This window comes from Dokdonia sp. Asnod3-C12 (assembly GCF_045063975.1).
GTDB lineage: Bacteria > Bacteroidota > Bacteroidia > Flavobacteriales > Flavobacteriaceae > Dokdonia.
Window position 1 is genome coordinate 342,076 of sequence record NZ_JBEFNY010000003.1, and the last position, 18,407, is coordinate 360,482.

Annotated in this window: 21 protein-coding genes; 16 read left to right on the forward strand and 5 right to left on the reverse strand. The window is 35.5% G+C overall.

Features of this window, described 5'->3' with window-relative positions:
- Window positions 1–135: 135 nt before the first annotated feature.
- The 8 genes from ACJJVW_RS01505 (at window position 136) to ACJJVW_RS01540 (ending at window position 7,705) form a co-directional block, all read left to right on the forward strand.
- The gene (locus tag ACJJVW_RS01505) at window positions 136–1,074 is read left to right on the forward strand and encodes a hypothetical protein (RefSeq protein WP_405250517.1); all 939 of its coding nucleotides are present in this window, start codon (window positions 136–138) and stop codon (window positions 1,072–1,074) included.
- A 938-nt stretch (window positions 1,075–2,012) separates the two neighbouring features.
- Window positions 2,013–2,540 (forward strand): sigma-70 family RNA polymerase sigma factor, encoded by a 528-nt coding sequence (locus ACJJVW_RS01510; RefSeq protein ID WP_405250518.1) that lies wholly within the window; start codon window positions 2,013–2,015, stop codon window positions 2,538–2,540.
- A gap of 272 nt (window positions 2,541–2,812) precedes the next feature.
- On the forward strand, window positions 2,813–3,331 hold the full coding sequence (locus tag ACJJVW_RS01515; RefSeq protein ID WP_298327232.1) for a hypothetical protein: 519 nt from the start codon (window positions 2,813–2,815) through the stop codon (window positions 3,329–3,331).
- 306 nt (window positions 3,332–3,637) lie between these two features.
- Complete coding sequence (locus ACJJVW_RS01520) at window positions 3,638–4,714, forward strand: hypothetical protein (RefSeq protein ID WP_405250519.1); 1,077 nt, start codon at window positions 3,638–3,640, stop codon at window positions 4,712–4,714.
- A gap of 520 nt (window positions 4,715–5,234) precedes the next feature.
- A complete protein-coding gene (locus ACJJVW_RS01525; RefSeq protein WP_405250520.1) occupies window positions 5,235–5,627 on the forward strand; it encodes a hypothetical protein in 393 nt (130 codons plus the stop codon).
- A gap of 522 nt (window positions 5,628–6,149) precedes the next feature.
- A complete protein-coding gene (locus tag ACJJVW_RS01530; protein ID WP_405250521.1) occupies window positions 6,150–6,593 on the forward strand; it encodes a hypothetical protein in 444 nt (147 codons plus the stop codon).
- 340 nt (window positions 6,594–6,933) lie between these two features.
- Window positions 6,934–7,167 carry a hypothetical protein gene (locus ACJJVW_RS01535; protein ID WP_298327223.1) on the forward strand — a complete coding sequence of 78 codons (234 nt, stop codon included), beginning with the start codon at window positions 6,934–6,936 and terminating at the stop codon, window positions 7,165–7,167.
- A gap of 136 nt (window positions 7,168–7,303) precedes the next feature.
- Window positions 7,304–7,705: an ACT domain-containing protein gene (locus ACJJVW_RS01540; protein WP_405250522.1), complete on the forward strand. Its 402-nt coding sequence runs from the start codon at window positions 7,304–7,306 to the stop codon at window positions 7,703–7,705.
- A gap of 46 nt (window positions 7,706–7,751) precedes the next feature.
- Here the strand turns inward: ACJJVW_RS01540 and ACJJVW_RS01545 are convergent, their stop codons facing one another.
- Window positions 7,752–9,002, reverse strand: coding sequence for a cation:proton antiporter (locus ACJJVW_RS01545; protein ID WP_405250523.1), 1,251 nt, complete (start codon window positions 9,000–9,002; stop codon window positions 7,752–7,754).
- A gap of 257 nt (window positions 9,003–9,259) precedes the next feature.
- Here ACJJVW_RS01545 and ACJJVW_RS01550 point away from each other — a divergent pair, with 257 nt between their 5' ends.
- The 4 genes from ACJJVW_RS01550 to ACJJVW_RS01565 all read left to right on the forward strand — a co-directional run bounded on the left by ACJJVW_RS01550 (window position 9,260) and on the right by ACJJVW_RS01565 (window position 11,529).
- A complete protein-coding gene (locus ACJJVW_RS01550; protein ID WP_405250524.1) occupies window positions 9,260–9,874 on the forward strand; it encodes an SGNH/GDSL hydrolase family protein in 615 nt (204 codons plus the stop codon).
- Between the two features lie 311 nt (window positions 9,875–10,185).
- Window positions 10,186–10,488 (forward strand): hypothetical protein, encoded by a 303-nt coding sequence (locus ACJJVW_RS01555; RefSeq protein WP_405250525.1) that lies wholly within the window; start codon window positions 10,186–10,188, stop codon window positions 10,486–10,488.
- Window positions 10,489–10,592: 104 nt separating this feature from the next.
- The gene (locus tag ACJJVW_RS01560; protein ID WP_405250526.1) at window positions 10,593–11,081 is read left to right on the forward strand and encodes a hypothetical protein; all 489 of its coding nucleotides are present in this window, start codon (window positions 10,593–10,595) and stop codon (window positions 11,079–11,081) included.
- Window positions 11,082–11,202: 121 nt separating this feature from the next.
- Window positions 11,203–11,529 (forward strand): DMT family transporter, encoded by a 327-nt coding sequence (locus ACJJVW_RS01565; protein WP_405250527.1) that lies wholly within the window; start codon window positions 11,203–11,205, stop codon window positions 11,527–11,529.
- A 137-nt stretch (window positions 11,530–11,666) separates the two neighbouring features.
- Here the strand turns inward: ACJJVW_RS01565 and ACJJVW_RS01570 are convergent, their stop codons facing one another.
- Window positions 11,667–12,836, reverse strand: coding sequence for a proline dehydrogenase family protein (locus tag ACJJVW_RS01570; protein ID WP_298327205.1), 1,170 nt, complete (start codon window positions 12,834–12,836; stop codon window positions 11,667–11,669).
- A 90-nt stretch (window positions 12,837–12,926) separates the two neighbouring features.
- On the opposite strand from ACJJVW_RS01570, the gene aroB reads away from it, so the two are divergent.
- Window positions 12,927–14,006, forward strand: coding sequence for a 3-dehydroquinate synthase (aroB, locus tag ACJJVW_RS01575; protein ID WP_405250529.1), 1,080 nt, complete (start codon window positions 12,927–12,929; stop codon window positions 14,004–14,006).
- Here aroB and ACJJVW_RS01580 read toward each other — a convergent pair.
- The 3 genes from ACJJVW_RS01580 to ACJJVW_RS01590 form a co-directional block, all read right to left on the reverse strand.
- Window positions 14,003–14,527, reverse strand: coding sequence for a DinB family protein (locus ACJJVW_RS01580; RefSeq protein WP_339848685.1), 525 nt, complete (start codon window positions 14,525–14,527; stop codon window positions 14,003–14,005). The two genes, aroB and ACJJVW_RS01580, sit on opposite strands and share 4 nt — an antisense overlap.
- An 81-nt stretch (window positions 14,528–14,608) precedes the next feature.
- Window positions 14,609–15,091, reverse strand: coding sequence for an Lrp/AsnC family transcriptional regulator (locus tag ACJJVW_RS01585; protein WP_013751723.1), 483 nt, complete (start codon window positions 15,089–15,091; stop codon window positions 14,609–14,611).
- Window positions 15,092–15,223: 132 nt separating this feature from the next.
- Window positions 15,224–16,273, reverse strand: coding sequence for a M14 family zinc carboxypeptidase (locus tag ACJJVW_RS01590; protein WP_405250530.1), 1,050 nt, complete (start codon window positions 16,271–16,273; stop codon window positions 15,224–15,226).
- A gap of 282 nt (window positions 16,274–16,555) precedes the next feature.
- Here ACJJVW_RS01590 and ACJJVW_RS01595 point away from each other — a divergent pair, with 282 nt between their 5' ends.
- From ACJJVW_RS01595 to ACJJVW_RS01605, 3 genes are all read left to right on the forward strand, one after another.
- Window positions 16,556–17,005: a helix-turn-helix domain-containing protein gene (locus ACJJVW_RS01595; protein ID WP_405250531.1), complete on the forward strand. Its 450-nt coding sequence runs from the start codon at window positions 16,556–16,558 to the stop codon at window positions 17,003–17,005.
- Between the two features lie 138 nt (window positions 17,006–17,143).
- Entirely contained in the window at window positions 17,144–17,527 is a 384-nt protein-coding gene (locus tag ACJJVW_RS01600) for a DNA topoisomerase IV (RefSeq protein WP_405250532.1), read from the forward strand.
- A complete protein-coding gene (locus ACJJVW_RS01605) occupies window positions 17,527–18,372 on the forward strand; it encodes a TerC family protein (protein WP_298327182.1) in 846 nt (281 codons plus the stop codon). Before ACJJVW_RS01600 ends, ACJJVW_RS01605 begins: the two co-directional genes overlap by 1 nt.
- The last annotated feature ends 35 nt before the right edge of the window (window positions 18,373–18,407 follow it).

Genomic DNA, 18,407 nt, shown 5'->3' on the forward strand with positions numbered 1-18,407 from the left:
AGTAATTGCTTGTTCTCGCCTACTTTGGAAATTCCTGCGGAATTTCCAACTTGGTGTGTACTTGCAAAGTTAAGTGCTAATCCACGCAACTACTCATAGCCGAGACCGTTAGGCTTAATTAAAAAACCCGCATACATGACACCGAAATTTGGATTATTTACACCATACACATTGAGATTTCACACTGAAAATCACAAAGAAAGTTCTAGTAATTTTCTAAAAAGGAGTCTAGTATTGTTTGACCAAATGACATATATTTCACCAAGACAACAAGATTTAGGTTTTCTTGAAAATATTATTTTAAATGATAGTCCAAAAATTGCAACTGAAATAATGACTTTTTTTAGGCCAATTAATAATTTTGTCTCTGAAGATTTCATGAACGAAATTAGCTTTAGTGTTAATCCAGAATCAAATATGTGTTATGGTCCTAATCGAGAAGAATTCATAATCTTTATAAAAAACTTCTTGACTAAAAATTTTGGTTTTGATGCATATAATATAAAAACTAAAGAAGAGTTTGAAATACTTGACTATTATGTAAGTGCGGTTTCTGCGGATTTTAATTTTCTATTTCAAGTATCAAAAAAAAACAAAGATATTTCTGCACTTTATACAGAATTACATAGAGATGCATATACTGCAACTTATCAAGGTAACTCTGTTTCTGCTGAGAGAGTATTACAGAAAGTATGCTCTATAAACTACTTCGATTTTGGAAAATTATCTTGGGAACAAATTTTTGAATTAAAGAAAAGTGATTTCTTAAATGATTTTAGAACTAAATTTAATGAATGGTTAATAGAATATAGTGAATTGAAAGATGAACAACTATTTGAAAATAAAATCAATAAATATATAAGAACATCAAATTTCGCTTTTCTTACTAAGAATAAACCAAAACTAGGAAAAAGTCTAACGACAGGTGTTTTAGGAAATATTCCACTTCCAATTCCAAATCCAATTTCTATTTACACCTCTATTGAACAGATAAATAAAGATGTCAAAAATAGAAAAGATTTTGGATGGTTGTTTTTTATACAAGAAGCATTTAATCAATTCACAAAAAACTAAGCCTAATCGAGTAGACGGCTCTGCTAGCAACTAGCAGAGTGCGCCTCTCACACCACCGTACGTACGGGTCTCGTATACGGCGGTTCAATAATTATACAGCTCGTTTATAGTACTCAATTAAACTAACATAACAACTAGCAACCTTGCAGCTTACTAATGGTTCAAGGCGTTACCCCTGCCCATAAGGGACTTGCACCCTCTAGATAAATAAACTACTTTTAATAAGTAGTCTAAAGATGCCCATACTGGGCACACACATTATATGACCAGAAAATGCCTCCTACGTCAGCACTCTCGGTATATTTGCTACGTGGACGGCTGATTGCCAAAGGACATGTTTTTCATCTCAAGATAAGCCACATCCAAGTCAGTTACATACTTGAAAATTCCCAACCTCATATAGCTCCACTTCAATATCAGAACACCTCTAAAGTACTTGAGATATTAAAGATTTGGGTATGGATCTAGTTAGAGCAAACCCGTTACGATTTTAAAGCTCTAGGTTTCATCTTCTCGGTGGCGAGCCACTTTTACGTATGAAAATGTAACACAATTGAGAGAGCATACGTAAGATGTACAAATAAGCAGATTCATAATTTTTTTGGAACAAACAATCTATACCAAAAGATAAAAAAAGTCATAACATACAATTGCTCGATAAGCCGCTATCCCCTATTGTAACAAAGTTTAAGGATACGTAAATAAAATTAACGTAAAAAAATGTATCCTTTTTAATATTTACTGGTCTCCTTAATGAACTTTAAAATGTGAATATTATGAATAAATGTAAATGCACTAATTGTAGCTGTACTAAATGTAATTGTGGTGATTGCTCTAGAAATAATTGCACTTGTCTAAAATGTGAATGTAACAATTGTACATGCTGTTAAGTTTTATTAAAGGTTAGTTTTAGGACTAACCTTTATATATTTTTATTTATGGAAACTCAAAATATTTGGAATACGTTTAATGACCAACTATACTTTTTTATTCTCAAAAAAGTAAAGGATAAGGATGCTACAAATGATATTTTTCAAAATACTTTTTTGAAAATTCACAAAAATCTATCCCAGCTTAAAAATCAAGACAAAGTAAAGGCTTGGGTTTTTCAGATCGCTCGTAACGAGATAAATAACCACTATAATAGCGAGTCAATTTATGTCGAGAAATTGGAAATTAACAAGGAAATCCCGACTCAAATCTACGATCATGTATGCTGCTTCGATACATTTATAAATGACTTACCTAAAATTTACAAGCAAGTAATTGAACTAATCTACATTAAAGGACTAAAGCAACTTAAGGTAGCAGAAGAACTAGGAATTAGCCTTGCTAATGTTAAAGTAAGAATCAAAAGAGCTAAGGAAATTTTAAAGACAAAATTCAGTGAATGCTGTAAATATGAATTTAATAAATCTGGCAAATTGATTGGCGAACCTAATTGCTCTGTTTGTAAGACGTATTAAGGAATACATTTGTACTTCATCTTCTTTTTCTGAGTACAGAACGAGATTTACTAGAGCTTTTCGTAAAGTATCAATTCATATACTCTCAGTAAGTTCATTAGAAGCAATATGACTGTAGAACGGAGGGCCCACGACTTCAAAATTCATTGTATATTTAGATCAAATAAACAAGACCGCATACTAAAGTATACTAGCAATCCTAATAGCTGTGGGGAGTTGTACTCGCTTTATGCAGTGGCCTGTCACAAGTAAGCCTACAAAAACTCTCAATTATGGAAAAAAACTCATTTAATGGACTTTCGTGGATGACAGATGCAATAAAGCAACAATTGGAAAAAAGAAATGAAATTGTGAGTAATGAAGATATTAAAGGTCTGTTTTCATTGCGTGATAATTCTGATTTCTCCATCGCATTACATGAAATTCTAGTAAAGAGATATAATAAAGACCCTAATTCACTAAATCAGAAACAACTGAATTTATTTCTTTGTATGCACTTAGAAAATGCGGGACAAGCAGATAGTATATTAAGTTTTCTACAAGAATGGTTTCCTGAACACAAAGAGCAGGTAGTAATATCTTTAAATGAAATTGGCGCAACCGAGTCTGCCAAAATAATTAATCAAGCTATAGATTTAATACCCAAAGATAATTCTTGGTTTTTCAAAACTTCTAATGAAGTAAGTGAAGAAAAAATGATGGAATTTGACAGTGCTTTTTCCAATTATCCAGATGGATTTATGCGAGATTTATATCGTAAATATGCTGATGATAATAAGAATTATTTCTAGTCATAAAAATGTAAGTAATAACCTATCTACAATATTATAAAAAACACAGAGCGTTTTTGTTTGATTGAAAATTAATTGTCTAATTACAAAGTCCCAACTCCAAAGTTCATTGTATATTTAGATAAAATAAAAAAGTATAAAAAGCATAACAGCATTCTCGATACTTATCAGAAGTCGCACTCTCATTAAACAGTGGCCTGTTGTAAAACATTTAAATAAATGAAAAAAAATATTAACCTTCTATTAGTAATTGCTGCAATTTTAACAATTTTCGGTTGTGGAAGTGACGAGTCTAGTAATGAGGAAATGACAATAACTCCAGTTAATAGTGCTCCAAACTCGTTCTCACTTTTAACGGTAAGTAATGAAGCATTAAATGTAGCTCTAAAACCTACATTAACATGGAATGCGTCAATAGATTCAGATAATGATCCAGTCACTTACGATTTAGTATTGGATAATAATCCTAGTCCAAATACGGTAATAGCATCCAACTTAGTAGAAACTGAATTTACACTTATTGACCCGTTAGAATTTCCACAAGTTTTTTATTGGAAAGTTATAGCTAAGGATAGCGATGGAAATTCAACTGAAAGTGGCATTTTTAGTTTTACTACAATTGATTTATTTTCTCAAACAACAGATGTGGTGACAGGATTATCTAACCCTGCTGGATTAGTATTTAATGGAAATGATTTATACGTTGCCGAAGTTGGTGCTAATAAAGTATCTCAAATAAATGTTGAAGCTTCTAATCCTAACGCAACAGACATTTTAACAGGATTGTTTACCTTCAGACTAGCTATCTCTGGTAACGACTTATATATCTCACAGCCTCAGGCTAACCTTATCTCTAAAACGGATATCACAGCAACTACACCTACTGTAACAACTGTAGTTTCAGGAACGAATGGAGCTTCGGGATTAGCATTTGATGTAAATGACTTATACGTTACTGCACCAGATGTTAATGAAATTAATAAACTCGACATTTCAATTGCAAATCCTACGCTTGAGAATGTAACGATACTCGATTGCTGCGTAAGACCTGATGAATTATTACTAAATGGCAATGATTTATATATAGCATTAAGAACTGCTAATAAAATTATTAAACTCGATATCTCAACCACGCCACCTACATCGATAGATGTGGCGACAGGATTATCTCACCCTTCAGGATTAGCACTTGATGGTAATACACTATACATTGCCGAATACAATGGCAATAAAATATCTAAAATTGATATTACATCAACTACGACTACTGTAACAGATGTAGTAACGGGATTATCTGGCCCAAGAGGATTAGCACTTAATGGAAACCAATTATATATTGCCGAATACAATGGCAATAAAATATCTAAAATCTATGTTCAATAAGAGAAATATCTCGAACAATAAGAAACTGATCTAAAGAAATGTTACTGGTTTATGTTATGCAATATTGGCTTCGATGTTATTCGAAGCTTTTGCATGTTTTCTGAAATCTACAAAACCGTAATTTTCACTTTTAACTAAGGAAAATGATAAGAGATTTTGCTGTATCGTCGGCGGAAAAAAATGCTCGCATACAAACCCGCAACTATTCTTATTTATAAACGCGACGAACGATTACCAAAAGACATGTTTTTCATCTCAAAATAAGCCACATTTGTGATGAGACTCAATTAGCCACACTTTGCGCCTTTTCAATGTTACGCTTTCGCGAAAGCGCAACACTCTAAGATAACTTTAAAACCGCTACGCGCGCCTCACACAACTCCAAAATTGATTGTATATTTAGATCAAACGAACAAGACAGTAATACAAATCAAACCAGCAATCCCAATAGCTATCGGGAGCCGCACTCACTTTATGCAGTGGCCTGTTGGCAACAATATACGAACGAAACGCAAAACAAATGAGAAATATAATACTTCTGACAATAATATTGACTTTTACATCTCAATTGAAGGCACAAAATTATGATTTGCCACCAAATCCGAAAGCTGGAAAATGCTACGAAAGATGCTTTGATTATGAAAAGAAATTTGAATGGAAAGAAGTTGATTGCGAAAAAACAAAAGTGGAAAGGAATAAAGAAAAAACTAAAGAGGAAGTTATAAAAATTGAGCAGAATAAACTCAAAATGAGAAAGTACCAAGAAAAATTAAGTAAACTTGGATATGAAGTTGATATAAATGGAATTCTTGACAATAAAACAATTATTGCTCATCACAAATATTTGAAAAAAAAGAAAAAAGAAGAAAAACGGAAACGGAAAGCTGAAAAGAGAAAAGCAAAATCAGAATAAAATACGTTGCCTAACAAAGAACTAAGTTAAAAACAAGGCTACTTCGCCTGCGATCACCACAAGCTTACAAGCAAGTTTTGATCATAGAATCTTTTTAATTTTATGATCGCAAAGACTTATTTACCAATTCTAACTCTCTTCTATTACTTGCATTACGCTTTCGCGAAAGCGTATTCATCACTTACAATCTTGAAAGCGCTACGCACAGCAAACAATTTCTAAATTCATTGTATATTTAGATCAAACAAACAAGACCATACGTTAAAGCAAACCAGCAATCCCGATAGCTATCGGGAGCCGCTCTCACTTTATACGGTGGACTAGTGACAATAATATGACAGAACAGCACGAAAAGACGAACAAATTGAATAAAACTGAAATTTTGACTAATCTATTGTGGACAGCATTCGGAATGATTGGCGGAATAAGTTATTATTCAAAATCGGAATATTTAATTTGCGGAATAATGTCATTAATCGCAATTTTATATGCTTATAAATTAATTAAAACATTAACAGGAAAATGAAGAAAATAAACTTTGAAAATTTATCTTGGAATTGGACTAGAATTACTCTTTTAATATTAGCCTCGTTATGTTTATTAGTAGGTTCCGGACTAATTTTAAACTATGAAAATGGACTGATTACAAGTTTAGGGTTTGTGATCTTGATTATTATGCTCAGCAAAAGATTTTGGTATAAAAATTATGTAGAGTATAATAGATTAGGAATTGTGATTAAGCTTAATTTGATAACTGATAGAACGATTAAATTTAATGAAATTGACAAGATAAATATCAATGATAATAAGTTAATAGTCAAAATAAACAGTGAACGAAAACTTGAATTTCAAATAACGGATATAGATAGTTCTGATATAAATAAGCTCCTTAGAATATTAGTTGAAAACTCGAAATCCATTTTTACTGATAACAGAACTGAAAAATTATTATTGCCAATCGATTAGACGGCTCTGCTAGCAACTAACAGAGTACGCCTATCACATCACCGTATCCATTAGGCAAGCTCAGGACAGGCTATACGGGTCTGTTGGCACTAATTGGGGGTAACACTCTCAAAACAATTATAATATGGAACAAAGAGCTCAAAAAAAGAAATGGATTTTTTTCGTAAGCATTGGAATTGGAATTTTTATGTTTTTAATGACAAAAGACTATGTATGGTCTATGATTTTTGAATAACAGTAAAAGGAGAAAAAGATAAGGCCAAAACCAAAGGACCGACTCTTCATCTTAAAACAAGACCACAAAGCACATTTCACTAACCTATTATAGGGCAATAACAACATGTTTATAGATCAGGAGGAAAAATTTAAAGAAGTACTATCTAAGGTAGAAGGGCGTGTTACTGAACAAAGTTTCTTTAATAAGTTCTTAGAGCTGTATCCAGAAGTTTGGAAAAAACATAAGATTACTTTCTCAAAATTCAATAAAAGCAAACAGGCTAGACAATCAATTCCGTTGCCTAAACCTGAAGTTTCTTTACGTAAGGAAATCAGGAAATGGTTGCAAAAACAATGATTTCCATTTCGCTATCTGGAAAAAACAGAAATAGCATCACCCATTCATATTTTCGCGAAAGCGTAAAAACTTCATCTGCTATTTTTACTAATATGCGTTCATTAGCCCAATTCTTTTAAAATTTAAATGACAATACATGTCTGGAAAAACTAATTTATCTGAGCTTATAAAAGGAATGACACCTCAACACATACCAGGAGCATACGTTTTTGCGACTGTAAAAGATATAAGTACCATAGACCGTGCAGATACCATTTGTGAGTTTAAAGAGAACGAAGGTACTACTGTGGTGATAGAAAAAGGTAAAGCAGATAAACTTCACTTGCAATATGATTATATCGCTGCGTGGATTACGCTTACGATTCACTCTTCACTTGACGCCGTAGGTTTAACAGCTGCTTTTGCAACCGCACTTGCAAAACATAACATAAGTTGTAATGTTATTGCTGGATATTATCACGATCATATTTTTGTAGATAGTAAAAACGTAGATAAGGCGCTTAGTGTTCTTAAAAAATTATCTCAAAGTCAAGCGTAACCCTATAATACGCTATTACTATCTAATATCTATGTGTCACAGTCCCTTACACTTTGTCAGACAGTGAGGTCCTTTTTACAAGTTTCTCTACCGTAAGTCCTTGTACTAAAATGGAAAATACCACGACAATATAAGTCATCACGAGAAACATATCTCTGTACATATCTTCAGAGAGACTGAGAGCTAGTGCTATAGAAATCCCGCCTCGTAGTCCGCCCCAGGTCATTATGAGGTTTGTTTTTGGCACAAAATCCAGCTTTTCTTTAAAGACTCTAATAGGTAACCACAATGATATATACCTGCTTATGAGTACGAGGGGTATGGCGATTACTCCGGCAAGTAAATAACTATTTTGATAGGTGAGAATGAGCATTTCCATCCCTATGAGTACAAATAAGATAGCGTTGAGCAAGATGTCTATGAGCTCCCAGAATTTATCTACATAATGCTCTGTTGTCTCAGACATTGCGGCTGTGCGCACTCTATCATTCCCTATTAATAATCCGGCAACTACCATCGCTAGTGGAGCAGAAAGGTGCAGCTGTGTTGCTAGCACTGTACCCACCATCACAGCAGCAAGTGTGATAATCACTTCTGTACTAAAATCATCAATAGATTTCATCATTTTATACGTGATCCACCCTATAATCATCCCTAGCAGTATTCCCCCTAGTACTTCTTGACCAAACAACGTCAAGATATCTACCGGTGTCACAGGGCTATCTTTTGCACTTGCAATCCCAAAGATGGTCAAAAACACCACGACTCCTACCCCATCGTTAAAGAGAGATTCTCCCACGATTTTGGTTGCTAGTTTTTTAGGCACTTTGGCTTTTTTAAGAATCCCAAGTACGGCAATAGGATCTGTAGGCGAGATAAGAGACCCAAAAAGTAGACAGTAAATAAAGTCTACCTGCATACCTAGTAGCTGTAGCACGTAGAACACAAGTGTCCCTACTAGAAATGTGGATACTAGAACACCTAAGGTTGCAAAGGCGAGTATAGGCCAGCGCTGCACTTTGAGTTGTTCAAAATTAGTGTGTAGCGCTCCTGCAAATAGCAGGAAACTAAGCATATAATCCATAAGGACTTTCTCAAAGTCTATCTCTTTAATGAGTTGTATTTCGGCTTTGAGTAAGGTATCATCAAAATAGCTTAAAGCGAAAACAGCTAAGGTGTACACAATGGTTATGAGCATAAGCCCTATGGTAGTAGGCAACTTAAGAAAACGCGCATTTATGAACCCAAATATGGCTGCAAGAAATATCAAAGCTGCTATAATAATGTAATAATCCATAGTATCTATTCTTAAATCGCAAGTCTTCTATCATATGGATAGTAGCACTGCTATGTTGTATTGAAATTATAGGTGTAGAGCCATCTGGCACGCTACAATGTTAAAAATAATAGCGCTACTAGTGCCATAAAAGCTTGTTAAGTTTTCTATACGTCTGTTTCATAACGGATGATACAAGTATAGGTCAGTGTCTAAAATCTTGATATCTTTAGAGTGTCACAGTATGATTTCTAATAATAGACTTTTATTGTACCTCTATGCGGCACCTCATCTTCATACTTTGTATATGCTTCAGTGCAACTACTAGCGCAAGTAATACACTGCCTGAAATTAAAGACCCCACAATAAACATCTTATTTATAGGCAATAGTCTGACCTACACTAATGATTTGCCAAAGCTTGTAAAATGGTATGCAAAAACCAAGGGGATAAAAATTAAGACACGCATGGTTGCATTACCTAATTATGCACTTGAAGATCACTGGAATGATGGCAACATACAGCAGCTCATCGCCACTGGCAAGTATGACTATGTCATCATTCAGCAAGGACCGTCTTCACAACAAGAAGGTCGCGACATGCTTATTACTTATGGTGAAAAATTTGCCACTCTCTGCAGTAAGTACGATGCCAAACTTGCTTACTTTATGGTATGGCCCTCATTACAGTATCACCACACCCAAGACGCTGTCATACAGAATTATCATCATGCCGCAACTATCAACAACGCCATCATACTTCCCGTAGGTATGACTTGGAAAGAGTATCACAACTCCAACAATAGTAATGATTACTATGGTCCTGATGGTTTTCATCCCTCGCTTAAAGGGAGTAAAGCCGCTGCGGCTACTATTGTCTCTCATTTATTTTAGTCTTAAAACACAACATTGCTGTTTTAAATTTATGCCAACTCTTGTTAGTTATGATTGATTTTAAATACGCTTTCGCGAAAGCGTAACAACATCACCCATAGTGCTTCTCTAATCACATACTGTTCTTTCAAAAGCGCTACTTTCTCCTAAACGCCCATTTATATTGAATGGCAACTCTTAAAATCACTCACAAAGTTTTATTAATTGAACTTCCGTATAAAAAACTAAATTACATTTGCGGCGTGAACACAACTCTTAGACATATAAGTGTATTTATTCTAGTAGCCCTTTGCAGTATTGCAATGAGTGCTATGGATACATCATTTGTTAATTTAAATGAGAATATCACTACTTCTTCCTCAACAGAAAAGGTAACTGCTGCTGTTTCGGCAATTATTGTTGGAGAGTTACCGCAGTCTGAAGTTGTGATAGAGGCGCCGAGTAATATTAGTGTTCCTAGTCTCAAGAATTTTGTTTCTAGCTGTGGAACTTTATTACGTACTACAGATGTACTCGCTAGTAGTACGTATACTCAGTACATAAAGACCTCGATCAATGTTTTAATACATCATCGTAAGGCAGATCACATCTTTCCTTTTCATTATTTCTGGTAATTTTTTTTGTATTGCTTCCAGGCGCTAGTAATTGCTTCTGGAAAACATTTAAGGCATTGCAATAATTGCAATGTCCAGTATATCAATATCAAAAAAATAATATCATGGATTTAGGAAGTATTACCGTAGGAACAATCATTGTAGCAATTTGCATCGTGCCATTTGTTATCATGGCGATTAATAAAAAGAAGAAAGAAAATAAAATGCTACAAGCACTTAATCATATCGCAACTGCTCAAAATCACACTATAAGTGATTACGAGTTTTGTGGAGATTTTGTGATAGGAAGAGATAAAGAATTAAATGCCATTTTCTTTTACAAGGAGAGTAATGGACAAGCACAATCATCCTCTGTAGATTTATCCACTATTAAGAACTGCCAGACAGTAAAAGCGCATAGAAATGTAAAAAGCGGTGGTGAGCAACTTACCATCACTGAACGCGTAGCACTAGCTTTTACCCCATCTAATGCCACCGAACGAGAAGTAAGCTTCACATTATATGACGTAGATAATATGCAGCTTAACGGCGAGCTACAACTTGCAGATAGTTGGAGTACACTCATTAATAAAAAGCTACAAATAGCTAGCTAACATATGAGGCCCTATAAAATCTATAGGGCTTTTTTTATATTTACTTAAAGCTTGATACGTAGATTACTTCTCTACACAATGAAGCAAACACCGTTATTTAAATTCACTTTACACCAATCATATGAACTGGATACTATTAATAATTGCTGGGCTTTTTGAAGTTGCATTTGCTGCTTGTTTAGGGAAAGCAAAACAAGCGGAGGGAGCTGAGAGTACCTACTGGTACATTGGTTTTTTACTCTGCTTGACGGTGAGTATGCTCTTGCTAGTAAAAGTGACTCGTGTATTACCTATAGGCACTGCATATGCTGTGTGGACGGGTATAGGAGCTGTAGGAACAGTATTGCTAGGTATTTTTGTATTTAAAGAACCGGCTACCTTCTGGAGATTGTTCTTTATCGCAACACTTATTGCCTCTATAGTAGGTTTGAAATTTGTATCGAATTAATAAAGTGGCTTAGAATATATAATTCTCATGTAATAATTCACAGCCAGCAATTTTTAAAAAGCAAAAGGTCTAGCATATGCTAGACCTTTATGTTTGTATGTATGCATCTATGTATGACACTTAGATACTATTTGTAATTATAATCTTCGTCTTTTCTTCTCTGCTTTAAGTAATTCAAGTTCGCGGTTAGTTTGTCCTGCTACAGAGGTATTCTCCTCTGCTCTTCTCATTAAGTAGGGCATCACGTCTTTCACGGGGCCAAATGGAAGGTACTTTGCTACATTATAGCCTTCCTTAGCGAGGTTAAAACTTATGTGGTCACTCATTCCATAAAGCTGTCCAAACCATACTCTATTGTCCTCTTTTGCTATTCCCATTTCTCCCATCAGTTTTACAGCAAGTAAAGAGCTATCTTCATTATGAGTTCCTAGAAACAGTGAGATGTCATTTAGGTTTTCAATAATGTAACGCATGGTTGCATTAAAGTTTTCATCTGTTGCTTGTTTAGTAGCGCATATAGGAGTTGGGTATCCTTTTTCCTTTGCTCGTTTGTGCTCTTTCTCCATGTATGCCCCACGTACGACTTTTATACCTATTGTAAATCCGCGAGCTCGGGCTTCTAGGTGTAATTTCTTTAAGTAATCTAAGCGATCATGACGGTAGCATTGTAATGTGTTATACACAATAGGCTTTTCCTTATTGTATAGTGCCATCATTTCTGCCACAAGATCATCTGCAGCGCCTTGCATCCATGATTCTTCTCCATCTATCAATACTTCTACATCACGCTCATAAGCAATCTTGCATATTGCGTTTACACGCTCTTTGATACGCTCCCACTCTACTTGCTCTTTGGCATCTAGTTCTTCTCCTTCGGTAAGCTTTTGCCAGATAGCAAAACGACCAACACCCGTTGGTTTAAAAACAACAATAGGCATCGCTTCTTTCTCATCTGCAAACTTCACTAGACCTATCACCTTATTCATGCACTCATCAAAAGATGCTGCTTCTTCTTTTCCTTCGACAGAGTAGTCTAGTACAGAGCATACATTTGCACTATACAGTTTATCTACAGAGGTCATACAGTCTTGTTCATTTACACCACCACAAAAGTGATCAAACACTGTTGAGCGAATAAGACCTTCTACAGGTAAGTTTGCACCAAGTGCAAAACGGGCAGCCGCTGTACCTATGCGCACAAGTGGTTCTTTAGAAATCATTTTAAATAAAAAGTAAGCGCGTTCTAGTTCGCTATCTGATTTAAGAGCAAATGCAGTTTCAGTATTTTCAAAAAGAGAGGTTTGCATATCAATATATTTGTTACACAAATATACACCCACTTTAAACTTTTTTTACTCAAAAGTGAGTAATTTGCAACCGTTAAAATTTCAAAAATAATGACTGCCATACAAGCCGCTTCTTACGACATCGTTTTTAATGAATCTGGATATGATGCCCTTAATGTATTACTACTACAGAGCAACTACAGCAAGATCTTCGTTATCGTAGATGAGCACACACACGAGCACTGCCTTGCACCTTTCTTAGGCAATCTTGCGACAGAGATTCCTATTGAGATAATTGAGATTCCTCATGGGGAAATCAACAAGACTATAGAAACGTGTACTGGAGTATGGGATGCACTGGCAAATCTAGATGCAGACAGAAAAGGGCTTATTATCAATGTAGGTGGTGGGGTTGTAACAGACCTTGGTGGTTTTGTAGCAAGCACTTTTAAGCGTGGTATGGATTTTATAAACGTTCCTACCTCTTTACTCTCAATGGTAGATGCTAGTGTAGGTGGTAAAACTGGTGTGGATCTAGGTACATTGAAGAACTTAATCGGGGTAATTAACAATCCGCAGATGGTATTGATAGATGGTGGCTTTCTTGCAACCTTACCTCCAGAAGAGTTACGTTCTGGACTTGCAGAGATGTATAAACACGGTCTCGTGGCAGATAGAACGTATTGGGATAAGCTCAAAGATCTGAGTGCCATGACAACAGATGACTTGAGCCAACTCATCTACGAGAGCATCATCATTAAAAATGATATTGTAATAGAAGACCCACGCGAGCAAAATGTGCGTAAAGCGCTTAACTATGGGCACACGCTAGGTCACGCCATTGAGTCGTACTGTCTAGCATCTGAGGATAGAACAACCTTGCTACATGGAGAAGCCATTGCAATTGGGATGATTTTGGAAAGCTTCATTTCGGTGGCGCTTTCTGGTTTATCACAAGACGAACTAGATGAGATTACTGCAACCTTTAATGATATGTATGATGCGGTAGCTTTCGCGAAAGCGGACATAACCTCCATCATCGAGTACTTAAAGTATGACAAGAAAAATGCCAATGGGCAAATAAACTTCGTACTTCTAGAAAGTATAGGAAAGCCAGTAATAGACAAGCAAGTCTCAAATGACCTTATCCACGCAGCATTTGATTATTACCAGGCTAGCACTATAAATTAAAGATAGCGCTCCTTAATAATTCTAATGTGGTGACGCTCGTGACCAGCTGTGATAAATGCAGCTGCGCGAGGACTCATCGGGCTTCCGCTTGCGGTACCTATGTTTGCAATAGTCTGCGCTGTCATAGACGCATATAATAATAAACTACACTGTCTTACAGAGATATACTCGGCAATAAGAGAATCTACAGTACGACTGTTTGCATCACTAGATAGTACAAAATCATCTTGCTCAAAACCTTGTAAAGGCGTGCTATCCATTCTCGAGAAACGTAATGCGCGATAGCTAAAGATGCGCTCTGTGTCTATAAGATGCAGTAATACCTCCTTAGGGGTCCACTTCCCTTCTTCATAACGCAATAACAACTCACTTTCAGAAAGAGATGTAAAGAAGTTCTTAGTATCTTCCATGCCTTTCTCGAGCGCTTGAGCAATACCTAGCGAGCCAGGTACTTGATCTATATACTGTTTGTAATACTCATTATATTCTCCCTCTTTAACTGCGCTAGTGGTTATCATCATGTTTGTTTTTAAAATCTAAAAGTAACAAAAAACCCTTTCTCAACAGAGAAAGGGTTTTAGTAAAATAAAGTCTTATTGTAATTACACTAGATCTTGAAAGATAGAGTGCATTAATCGTTTTTTATCATTGATGCTCTCTTCTAGAGAGATCATCGTTTCTGTACGGTACACTCCGTCAATATCATCTAGCAAGAAAATTACGTTCTTTGCATGATTCGTATCTCTTGCACGTATCTTACAGAAGATATTAAACTTTCCTGTAGTTACGTGAGCCACAGTTACAAATGGAATTTGGGCGATACGCTCAAGTACAAATGTAGTTTGTGATGTCTTATTAATATACACTCCTACGTAAGCGATAAAAGAATAACCTAACTTTCCGTAATCAAGTGTTAATGAAGAACCTGTGATGATTCCCGCCTCTTCCATTTTCTTAACACGTACGTGAACTGTACCTGCCGAAATAAGAAGTTTTTTTGCTATATCTGTAAAAGGAGTTCTCGTATTTTCGATAAGCATATCGAGAATTTGGTGATCTACCTCGTCTAATTTAAATTTTGCCATTCAACTGTGTCTTTTGAGTATAATGCAAAAATAATAGAATAATACTGATTATTCTGTAATATTTTAATCTATTTAACGATAACGTTGTCGCAGCCATTTTACCCATAAAAACGGGCACTAAATCGATAATTATTAAGGAAGTTTAAACGCAGATGCATTATCCAGTAAAGCATGAGCAAACTTACCGCTACTCAACGCTGGCTCAAGGGCTGTTGGTTCAAAAACGATCTCCCCATCCTCTACTCGCTCTACATAATATATCCCACGCTTGCGGTCCTCATCCTTTACATGCACGTCACAATAACATGCACTATGCTCAGGAATATCTTTATAAGCACTTATATCATACTCTAGTGTCTCACTACAAGCTTCAATCGCATATAACATTGCAGCAAATACGTAAGCTCGAGTTTTCTCTCTAGCATAATCATCTGGATAGTGACCAGCTTCAAATAACACAGTGGGCACTCCAGCTTCTTGAAAAGCATCACCCACACAATTATTATTAAACGCATCATTATACAACCCTATATTTCCATCAAGATCTTCTTTGAGATTTTTAAAAATATGAGCAATGATACTTGCAGATCGCTTTCGCGAAAATGTGAAACTCCTCTCCACATCTGCCGAAGGTGCAAGGAAGGAAAGTATAGATGGTTTACCTGTTTCTTCAAAACCATAGATGGTTCTTTGCCCATGTAGATTGAAACAATAATCAGGTTTAAAAGCATCAAAAACACCACGCAAAATTTTTGATTCTGGCTGACTCAAATCTTGTGCATCGCGATTGAGATCTACCTCATTTGCATTTACTCTTGTCCAGTTTTTTGAGCCATCTGGATTGAGCATTGGGATCATAAAAAAGGTGCAATTTTTAATCACTTTTTTATAAAAATCTGAATCTTTTTTTTGCTTTAAAAAATGGAAAAAATCAAGCATAGATTTTGTGGTTGTAGATTCATTTCCGTGCATCTGTGACCATATAAAAATCTTCACTTTTCCTGCACCAAAAACCACCGAATGAATAGGTCTATTTTCTACCGAATGACCCAGTGTATCAATCGTAAAATCTGACGATAATTGAGAGACAAAATCGGTGATAAAATCTGGTGATATATATCTGCCAGAAATAGATTCTTCACGGCATTGGGAAAACAGTTGTAATAACTCAGGTAACTCCATATGTATTCTTTGGACTACAAAGATACTTTTTTTACAACTCTTCACTAAAACGCACTGTTTACATTTGTAAACAGTGCGTTTTATATACAGAAGTAACGTTTTACTGAAAGATTACTCCCAATTAAACAAAATGTACTTTATAAAAACTTTAATTATTTTAAATCAGTATTTTAATAACCCACAACTAAAGTATTAATTTAATATAATTACACACCTACACTAACTATTTACACATAAGAACATCCATAGTTTACATTTGTAACGTATCTTTGCTGTATACAAATGGAAACACTCATAAACAACACAAAATTTGCGCAACGCCTCCAAGAAATCATGGATGCAAACGAATTGAGCGCAACTGCTTTTTCAGAAAAACTACACGTAGGAAGAGCTACCATATCTCATCTTATGGCTGGAAGAAATAAGCCCAGTTTAGACTTTGTAATGACCGTAGTTGCTACCTTCCCAGAAGTGGAATTACAATGGCTTCTTTATGGAACAAAATCAAGTCCAAAAACCACCACTCCTACTCCATCAAACCACACTACTTTTTCGGCTGATGTGCCTTCAAAAAATACTCAAGAATCTGCATCAAAAACAAGCGCTACTCCACCATCAAATACGGAGCAAAAAACGCTCAAAAACATCACTGCTTTTTCCTCTTCAAAATCACCCATTAAGAGAGTGATTATTTTCTTAGAAGATGGAACTTTTGAGAGTTATGAGATGTAAAATTCACCTACTCTTCTTCTTCAAAAATCACCTTACATCGCGTACACTTTTGATAAGAAATTTTTAGTCATTTTACTTCTTTAAAATATCTAAGACTTACTCTCAATTACTCACGTTCCTGTGGTATTTTTGTAACCTATGAAGAATAAATGGAAAGCTTTTTTTGTGATAATTAGTGTTTTCGCTTTAAGCTGTGAAAGCCCTGAACGTAACTGTACAGATTTTAAAACTGGGACATTTACGTTTGAAACATTACTAGATGGAGAACTCGTAGCAACAACTTTTAAACGTAACGACACACTAGAGATCGATTACTTTAAAGGCAAAGCAGACTCCTCTTCTGTGCGATGGATTAATGACTGTGAGTACATCGTTAAGAAGCTCCACCCACGTAGCATGAGCGAAGAAAAAGCGCTACACATGAAAATCATAGCTACTGACGGAGATTTTTATACCTTTGAATACTCCCTTGTAGGAGAAACCAACAAACAACGTGGCATCGCCAAAAAAACAACTGACTAATGTTTGACATTCTTACCACTGCAGATGCTTGGGTAGCACTGCTTACACTTACCTTTCTTGAAATCATATTAGGTATTGACAACATCATTTTTATCTCCATAGCCGCCGAAAAGCTCCCACAAAAAGATCGTAAGAAAGCGACTAATATAGGTCTAGCCCTTGCAATGGGTATGCGTATTGCACTACTCTTTGGTATCTCATGGTTAGTTGCACTTAGCGCACCATTCTGGCACATTAATCAAAGCTGGATTAGTGGAGGTATAAGTTGGCAAGCTGTCATATTACTAGCGGGAGGATGTTTCTTGATATGGAAGTCTGTGCATGAAATTCATGAAAAAGTAGACGAGACAGGTCTTGAAGAGGAAGAAATCTCAAAGAAGAGCTCTACCACACTAGGTAATGCTATTGTACAAATCGCAGTAATCAACCTTGTATTCTCTTTTGACTCTATACTTACTGCCGTAGGAATGACTAATGGACTTTCTGACAACCCAACAGATGCGCTAATCATTATGGTGATTGCTGTAGTCATTTCTGTAGGAATCATGATGCTTTTTGCAAACCCTGTAGGAAACTTTATCGCAAAGCATCCTTCATTACAGATATTAGGCCTCTCATTCTTAATTTTAATAGGTTTTATGCTTATTGCAGAAGGCGCACACCTATCACACCTAGAAATTTTTGGATCAAGCGTAGGAGCTATCCCTAAGGGTTATTTATACTTTACGATTGCATTCTCGCTTCTAGTAGAGTTTATAAACTTTAAATACCGCGCTATGAAGACTAAAGACTCTGGTGCTCAAATCCAAATGAAGAAAAACGTAGAGCATCTTACTAAAAAGTAATACACTACACGTTCACATAAAAAATCCCCTTGAAA